Genomic DNA, 7,586 nt, shown 5'->3' with positions numbered 1-7,586 from the left:
GGCGTCACACGCGCCACGGCGACAAGTACGTGACCGTGATCATCGACCTCACCCCGGCCCGGAACAAGTCCGGGCCCGCGCGGCTGCTGGACATGGTCGCGGGCCGGTCGAAGGCCGTGTTCAAGCAGTGGCTGGCCGATCGTCCTCGGGCGTGGCGGGACGGGGTGGAGGTCGTCGCGATGGACGGGTTCACCGGGTTCAAGACCGCTGCCGCCGAAGAGCTACCCACCGCAGTACCGGTCATGGATCCGTTCCACGTCATCCGTCTGGCAGGTGAGGGACTGGACCGGTGCCGGCAGCGCGTCCAGCAGCACACCCTCGGGCACCGGGGCCGGGCCGGGGACCCGCTCTACCGGGCGCGGCGGACCCTGCAGACCGGCGCGGACCTGCTCACCGACACCCAGCGCGCCCGGCTGGACACGGTATTCGCGGCAGACGAGCACGTCCAGGTCGAAGCGACCTGGGGCATCTACCAGCGGATGGTCGCCGCCTACCGCGAGCCCAACAAGACCACGGGCAAGCAGAGGATGCGAGCGGTCATCGAGTCGGTCGCCAGCGGCGTCCCAGACGCGCTGGTCGAGATCCGCACACTCGGCCGGACGCTGAAGCAGCGCGCCGCAGACGTGCTCGCCTTCTTCGACCGGCCCGGGACCTCGAACGGGCCGACAGAGGCCATCAACGGCCGACTCGAACACCTCCGCGGCTCCGCCCTCGGCTTCCGCAACCTCACCCACTACATCGCCCGATCTCTACTCGAGGCCGGCGGATTCAGACCCCGACTACACCCTCAACTGCGATGAGCCTCTTTAATCCCCGGCTCGACCCCTTCGCCATTATGTAATAGAGATCGCTCAATCGTCTCGGGTCGAAAAATCGAGGACGCCGTCAGGAAATGAGGGGCCCGAGTTCGCGGCCCGTATATATTGACACCAAATATCTTTTCTCTCTGAATTTCAAAGAGTCCATACGTATTTACAAATTGCCAGTGCCTTCTAAGATAGTGATAAGTTTCGCGCCTAAGGTTCAGCGCCTTATCGTCCGTGAAATGAGATTCAAGATGTATTAACCCGACAATAGATTTGCCACACATGTGCGACCACGCCACTTCCATGAAGCTGCGGTACAGATCAGGCTGTGTCCCTGAGATGAGTGGATAGGTTGTTACGTCACCTACGAATTCCGCCGTGCACACGACTTCAGTCGAACCGTCGAGGACAAAGTCCCTCATACCAGGGAGTTGCAGAGTCTTCTCGCGCATCTCTTTCTTGACGGGTTCGGAGGGTTTGTGCACCAGTTGCCACCACGGGTCCCCCTCGGCCATAAGGGCGTCGACGTCGCCGCGGGGACGCACCCACGGTGGGTTCCCAAGCTGGAGATTGAAACCGCCTTCCTCGAAGATCGTCGCGAAGTCCAGCTCCCAGTGGAAGAAGCCCTGCTGTCCCGCGATCGATTCGGTAACGGTCAGCCACGGATGGACCTCCAAGACTTCTTCGACCGTCGAGGCCGCACCCGAGAAGACTCGCTGATTGTCTTCAAAGTCATTGAGTTGGGCCCAGTTCGCCTCGTCGAGGATAGTCCCCTGGCCGGCGTCTCGCGCCGCTGCGTGCTTCTTCGAGTCTTCAACAGGTTTGCCCAGCAGTCGTTCACACGCGTCGATCCACTGGTCGATGGTGGGTGGCGCGATCTGGGTTTCGGTCAGCGGCCAGAACCATAGAGAGCACCACGCATCCATGATGCGCCGCAGGCGTCGGTAGGCTCCGTTTTCGTCGGCAAGTTTGGTCTCGATCTCGGCGCGAGTGATCGTCGTACCTCGAGTCACCTCGTCCAGGCCCCACACGTCGATGCTCCGCCGCGATTCCGCCTCGGCGATGTTCAGTCGCTTGAGCGCAATGGCCCACAAGGCGTCGACTTGCTTCGACAGTCCGACGAGTCGTGCGATCTGGGGATTCGATTTCGTGTCGCCGAGCTTGACGCGCATCGTCTTGCGCCAGTCTTTCAGCTTCTTCACTGCGTCTGGGGCGAGAGCTTTGCCTTCTTTGGCGTCGGCTGCTGTTCCCCACCCTTCGGCGGGTAGCAAGAACTGATAGATGCTCTGAGGATCCCGCGACTCGGCAGTCGTCTTCTCTGGAGTTGACTTAAGCCAGGTCTTGTCCTTGACAGTTGACCGCGAGTAGACGGACCGCCGGGCCCCAATGAGGGAGTTACCGCGCTTGAGACGGAGCCCGAACCATGGTGCGGAGAGACCCGCGACCATCGTGTCGAGCCACAGTGAGATCTCGGCGAGCTCAACTGCCGTGGAGTTGAGGTCCACGCCGTAGACATTGTGGAGAGCAATATAGGCCTTGGCCTTCTGCAGCTCCTGCGCATATGTTGCGGGATCGATCCGTAGGTCGAGCTCATCCTGCTTGCGCTTGAGGTACTCAGCAGCAAGTTGGTTGACCGCTTCGAGCGCGAACGCGCCAGAGCCCAGAGCCGGCTCGCACACCGTCAGGCTAAGAATGTCGTCGGCTGACATATCCTCGGTGAGGAGTTCGGCGAGTGCCTGGGAGACGGTGAAGCGGGTGAGCACCTCGGGCGTATAATACGACGCCGACTGCTGCCGGTCGCGGCCCGACAGCCGGAAGACGAAGCTTCCCCGTGTGTGGATGACGGCCGTCCGCTCTCCGGTGAGCGGATTCTCCTCGCGGACGAAGTCCTCGGCGTCTATGTGATCTGCCCTGTCGGTCGGCACCACCCAGCTCCCTTTGCGAGAGTCTCCCTTAGGCGCAACTTCATACAGGTCGGTCTCTGCGAAGAAGCCCGTGTACGACATCAGCCCCTCGTACACCCGCCCGAGCTGGTTGATTCCAAGCTCCGCGTAGGAGATGGCACCTAACTCCTTCCCGGGCTTTTCTTTACCCCACAGAAGTTGCTTAAGCACGACTCTCAGAGCTTCGTTACTCAGCGAAACATCATCGATCAGTTCCGTGGCCTCAGAAGAAAATAAATCGGCTTCAAGCGGGTGAAAGGTGAGCCCATCGCTCATCTCATCATCGGAATCTCCGGTGTCAATCACGTCGTTGAGACGGAGGTCGTTGTGTCCGTTCTGGATCTGAGTGAAGAGGACATGGAGGGACTGGTACAGATGGGTGCCATCGCCCCGAGTGGGGATGTCGACAAGTGCGAGATCACGGAGACGATCGAGGCTGTAGCCGGCTTCGTACTCCGTCGCTCCGACGGGGACGACCTGCAGCTCAGGCGACGCTTCGGCGAAGAGGACGAAGAGGATCCGGTAGAGGTAACGCAGCGACTGTTTCGCGAGCTCCTGAGCCTCGTAGGCGGGCAAGGGGTCGAGGCCCTTCTTGCGACGGCGCATGACGACATCGTTGGCGATGATCTCGATGGAGGACCGGACGGCCTCACGCAGATCCTCGGAGACCTTCTCGGTGTGTTTGACCGAGTCCTCGAGCACGCTGGAGAACCATGTGGTGCCCTCGGCGTTGGGGGCGAGCGCCAAGGCGCTGGTACATGCGAGGAACCGATCGACCGCTCCGCCACGTTTGGTGTCGTTGCGTTCGAAGAGTAGTTCGAGGTCGATCGCGAGGTAGCGGCCTTCCTGCCATCGATCGGCTGCTGTGAGCAGCATCGTGGAACCGGCGAGGACGAGTGCAAATGTCGGCGGGGTGTCGTCGACGAACCGTTGCGAGAGATAGCGAGCGACCGAATACGTGCGATCAAGCTTCTCGCTCGTCTCACTCGCCTGCTGGATGATCGGACGGAGAAGAGTGGGTTCGTCCTTGTCGAGTAGATCGCCGATGTCGTCAACGGGCGCGGCGAAGACGATGAGCAGTGGGCTCGAATCCGGGCTCGTCGCGGTGCCTCTGACCTCGCGGTATGGCGCCTCAGTCCCGTCGTGATTGCGGCCGATGGTGATGTCGTATCCACGCCCATACCCGAGGCGAGTGAGGAGTTCGCGGTAGAAGTCGAGGACTGCGGTCGCGTCATCATCGCTCAGACTGCGACCATCCGTTGGTCCCTCGGTGATGGACACCAGCTGCTTCTGCAGGCTCTGACGAGACCCCGACCATCCGCTCAGTGGCGTGACGAGCGACCAACCTTCCGCCTCGGCCGTCGTGGCCTCCTGTTCCCACTGCTTGCGCAGGTCGAGCGCCTTGGCCTTAAACGATTCCTTCGTCGAATCGGAGGTGAAGTAGTCGTCACTGACGAAATCCTGGACCACTCTCAGTTCGTCCATGTCACTTCTCCTCTGCGGTCGGGGCGGTCGAGTACACGTCGGTGTCGATGGAAACGGCGACGAGCAGCGGGCGGAGCAGACTGCGGTTGGGCTGCATGGTCTCGATGAGCGTTTCTTCCTCGGTGACGGTCTGCGAGCGACGTTTGAGCGATGCGCCCTGTGTGAGGTCGATGGCCCCCTGCTGCCACTTGTGATTTCGCGCGTACCAAGAGCTGATTCGCTCTTCGATGCGGTGCTTTCCGGATTCGATCACACTGTCGATGCTGCTAGCGACCGCGTCGACGGCTGCGGGGACCAGTGGCTGATAGACGTGGAGATCGACCGGTCCCGGGTTGGTCAGCTTGGAACGGAGTCCGAGATCGGCGATGATCGCCTCGGCGCTCTCATATTCGCCGATCATCCCGAAGTCTGGACCACTTGGGAACGTCACCGTCCGGAAGACGCTCGAGACCATCTGTCCGCGTTGGTTCGTGAGCCCGGCGTGGACGACGACGGTCGGAGCGGCGACGTCGGCGCGAACGATGTAGATGCCGCCGCGTACGGGGACCCGGGACAGTGCTCGGTCGGCGGTCCACTGGAGGACCGGGTGGAGGGGGCCGAGGTAGTGAGCCTCGGGCCACAGCGAGTCGTTGTTCGGGTCGGTGGAGTTGCGAGCGGCGTCGACGAGGGCCGTACCGCGGGCCTTCGAAGTAGCGAGCTTGAAGTTCGACTCGACGCCGCGTTCTTTCAGATAGGTCTGAGGCAGTGAGTCCAGGCGGCTCCACATGTCGCGAGGCGGCACGAGCTCGGCGATGGATTCTCGCCGGTGGTTGGTCCAACTCACTCCCCCACTTCCGTCCCTGGAGGGACGTTGCTCCGGGTGGCCGCGGTACACCATGGCCAAGCCATCGTAGAGGAAGTCGACCGGGGCAGAGTAGAGCGCGAGACCTGTGGCTCGGCGAACGGGTTCGGTGTGTGATTCTGGTGCCGCTGGCGTGTGGTCGGCGGAGCTGTCCGGAGTCCCGGCTTGGAGCATGAAGGCGAACAGAGGGTCAGCTTGGGACGCCTCGGCAACGTCGGTGACGACCTCGTCGATATCCCGGCCTTTCGCCAGGGCCTGCTTGATGGCGTCCTCTTCTGCCTCGGCAGTGTATTTGCCCATGAGCGCGGCTGCGTCACCGAGCGCTTTGTGGGCTTCGTTCTCCTTCTCGATGAGTTTCTTGAGGACACGAATATCGCCGGAGAATCGGTCATTGTCAGGTTGGAGGACGAGCGTGGTGATTTGGGGCTGCTCGCACTGACCATAGCGGTCGATGCGCCCGTTGCGCTGCTCGATGCGGATGAGTGACCACGGGATGTCGTAGTGGACGAGTTCATGGCACTGGGAGTGGAGGTTGACGCCTTCCGATGCGACATCACCGGTGACGAGCACGCGGATGGGCGAACTCTTCTTTTTGAACGATTCGACGACATTCTGCTGCTCGATGTCGGAGAGGCCACCGTGGAGGACGGTAACCTGCTCCGCGTTGAGACCGAGATCCTTCTGAAGGTTCGACTGCAGCGAATGGAGAGTCGCGACGCGTTCAGCGAAGACGACGACCCGATTGTCCTTCTTGGGATTGATGTCTATCTCGCGGAGGTAGTCGAGCAGTGCCCCGTACTTACCTGTCTGAGGGAGTTTCGCGGCGCGGTTGTGCGCAACTGCTTCGAGGCTCCCCGTCGCGTACTCGCGGAGGCGGCCCAATGCGCGGACTTCGCGGTCGATCGGATTAAGTTGGGGTTGGTCGTGACCCCTGTGGACGCTGGTTACCTGAGGTTCTTCCGTCGTCTTCTCTGCTGACTCGTCACCGCCGTCGAACGTGACTCTGAGAGACCGGAGGCGGTTGTCAATCGTTTCGATGAGTGCTTCCGGACTCGAAAGGAAGGCCTTGGCGAGCGTCCATGGGAAGAGGCTGGTCTTGCCCGAGTACGGGCTCGAGCCGTTCGGATGGAGCCAGATCTGGTCGAGCTCCTCGGCGACGACGTTCTCTTCGGGGCTGGCCAGGGCGACGCGAGCTTGCGGCTCCTTGCGTTCAGCCCAGTCGGCGCCGACTTCCTTCTTCACATCCTCGGAGTACCGGTGTCGTCGCACAATGAGCTTCTGGACAGCGTCCTCATCAAGGTCCCCATTGGGCTTGACCGCCGTCGGCTCGAGGAGCCGGATGAGTTCGGCGAACGACTCCTTCTTGCCGTTGTGCGGGGTGGCACTGGCGAGAATGAGCGCGTCCGTGTTCTTCGCCAGCGTGTCCGCGAGGCGGTGGTTGAGCGAACTGGTGTTCGTGACGTTGTGGGATTCGTCGATGACGACGGCATCCCACTGATGCTTGCGCAGATGCGCGAGATAACGATCCGACTTCAGAGTGTCGATCGAGATGATGACGCGTTTGAAGTAGGTGAAGGGGTTGCGGGTCGCCGGCAGCTTCTGCCGGATCCGCTGGATGCCCTGCGAATCGAGACGGACGAAGGGGATGGCGAACTTCGTCCACATCTCGTGCTGCATCTGTTCGAGCACGTGCTTGGGAGTGACAACCAGGATGCGATCGGCACGGCCGCGTTTGATGAGTTCAGCGAGGATCAACCCGATCTCGATCGTCTTGCCGAGGCCGACAGCGTCGGCAAGCAGAATCCGCGGGCGCAGGTTGTCCGGATCGAGGATCTTGCGCACCGGCGTTCGCTGGTAGTCCTTGGCATCGATGAGCATTCCGTCGCTGACAGTGAGGTTGGTGTCTTCAACAGGCACCGCCGTCTTCATCAATGTGGCCTCAAGCCAGAGCTTCGCATCCCGATAGCCGGAGCTGGGGTCGTTGATGAGAGGCGCGTGCCTCGGGTCGACGGGGATGACGGTGTCGATCGAGTCGAAGAAGACGGCGCTGGTGTCGCGGACGAGCTCGGAGAGCCCTTGGACCTCGATGCGCTGCACGGGCTTGGTCGGGTTGACCTCTTGGTGGTGAGCGCGTTCATAGACCGTCTGCACCCCGGTGACGAGCCACTCCTCGTCTCGGATCTCGACGACGGAGCCCGGAGCGAGATTCGCACTTGCCGAATCCGATCTATGCAGGTTCTGGTTTTCGTCACGGTGGTCCCGACCAGGGCTGATGTCGCTCTCGGGTTGCTGAAAAGCGGACTGCGAAGACATCATTGCATCTACCTCGTGGGAAGTCGGACACTACACAGGTCATACTAACGTGGAGCTGCACGATATTCGTTGGCGACCCTGGGCATCATCGACGAACGTCGAACAACGAGCCGGATCGTACCGTCGCAGCCAGCGCGAACTCGCCGCGCGCAGCGTTGCGACTGTCCGGATAGTTGCCAACTGTCGAGGTGCGTTGCG

At 61.7% G+C, this 7,586-nt stretch carries 3 protein-coding genes; 1 reads left to right on the top strand and 2 read right to left on the bottom strand.

Annotated features, from left to right (window positions below):
- Positions 1 to 800 (top strand): ISL3 family transposase (locus tag EZE58_RS04705; RefSeq protein ID WP_167559983.1); only part of this gene is annotated, 800 nt, incomplete at its 5' end.
- Here the strand turns inward: EZE58_RS04705 and EZE58_RS04700 are convergent.
- Both EZE58_RS04700 and EZE58_RS04695 read right to left on the bottom strand, forming a co-directional pair.
- Positions 788 to 4,234 carry a class I SAM-dependent DNA methyltransferase gene (locus tag EZE58_RS04700; RefSeq protein WP_167559981.1) on the bottom strand — a complete coding sequence of 1,149 codons (3,447 nt, stop codon included), beginning with the start codon at positions 4,232 to 4,234 and terminating at the stop codon, positions 788 to 790. The genes EZE58_RS04705 and EZE58_RS04700 overlap by 13 nt on opposite strands.
- A gap of 1 nt (position 4,235) precedes the next feature.
- Entirely contained in the window at positions 4,236 to 7,226 is a 2,991-nt protein-coding gene (locus EZE58_RS04695; protein WP_346773170.1) for a helicase-related protein, read from the bottom strand.
- Between the last annotated feature and the right edge of the window lie 360 nt (positions 7,227 to 7,586).

Origin of the sequence: Brevibacterium sp. LS14 (genome assembly GCF_012027885.1) — a bacterium.
GTDB classification, from domain to species: domain Bacteria; phylum Actinomycetota; class Actinomycetes; order Actinomycetales; family Brevibacteriaceae; genus Brevibacterium; species Brevibacterium casei.
This window is presented reverse-complemented; position numbering and strand designations above follow the sequence as displayed.

What these genes read in the sequence shown, in the direction of transcription:
- EZE58_RS04700 (WP_167559981.1), bottom strand. Translation starts at nt 4,234, where the DNA reads ATGGACGAACTGAGAGTGGTCCAGGATTTCGTCAGTGACGACTACTTC.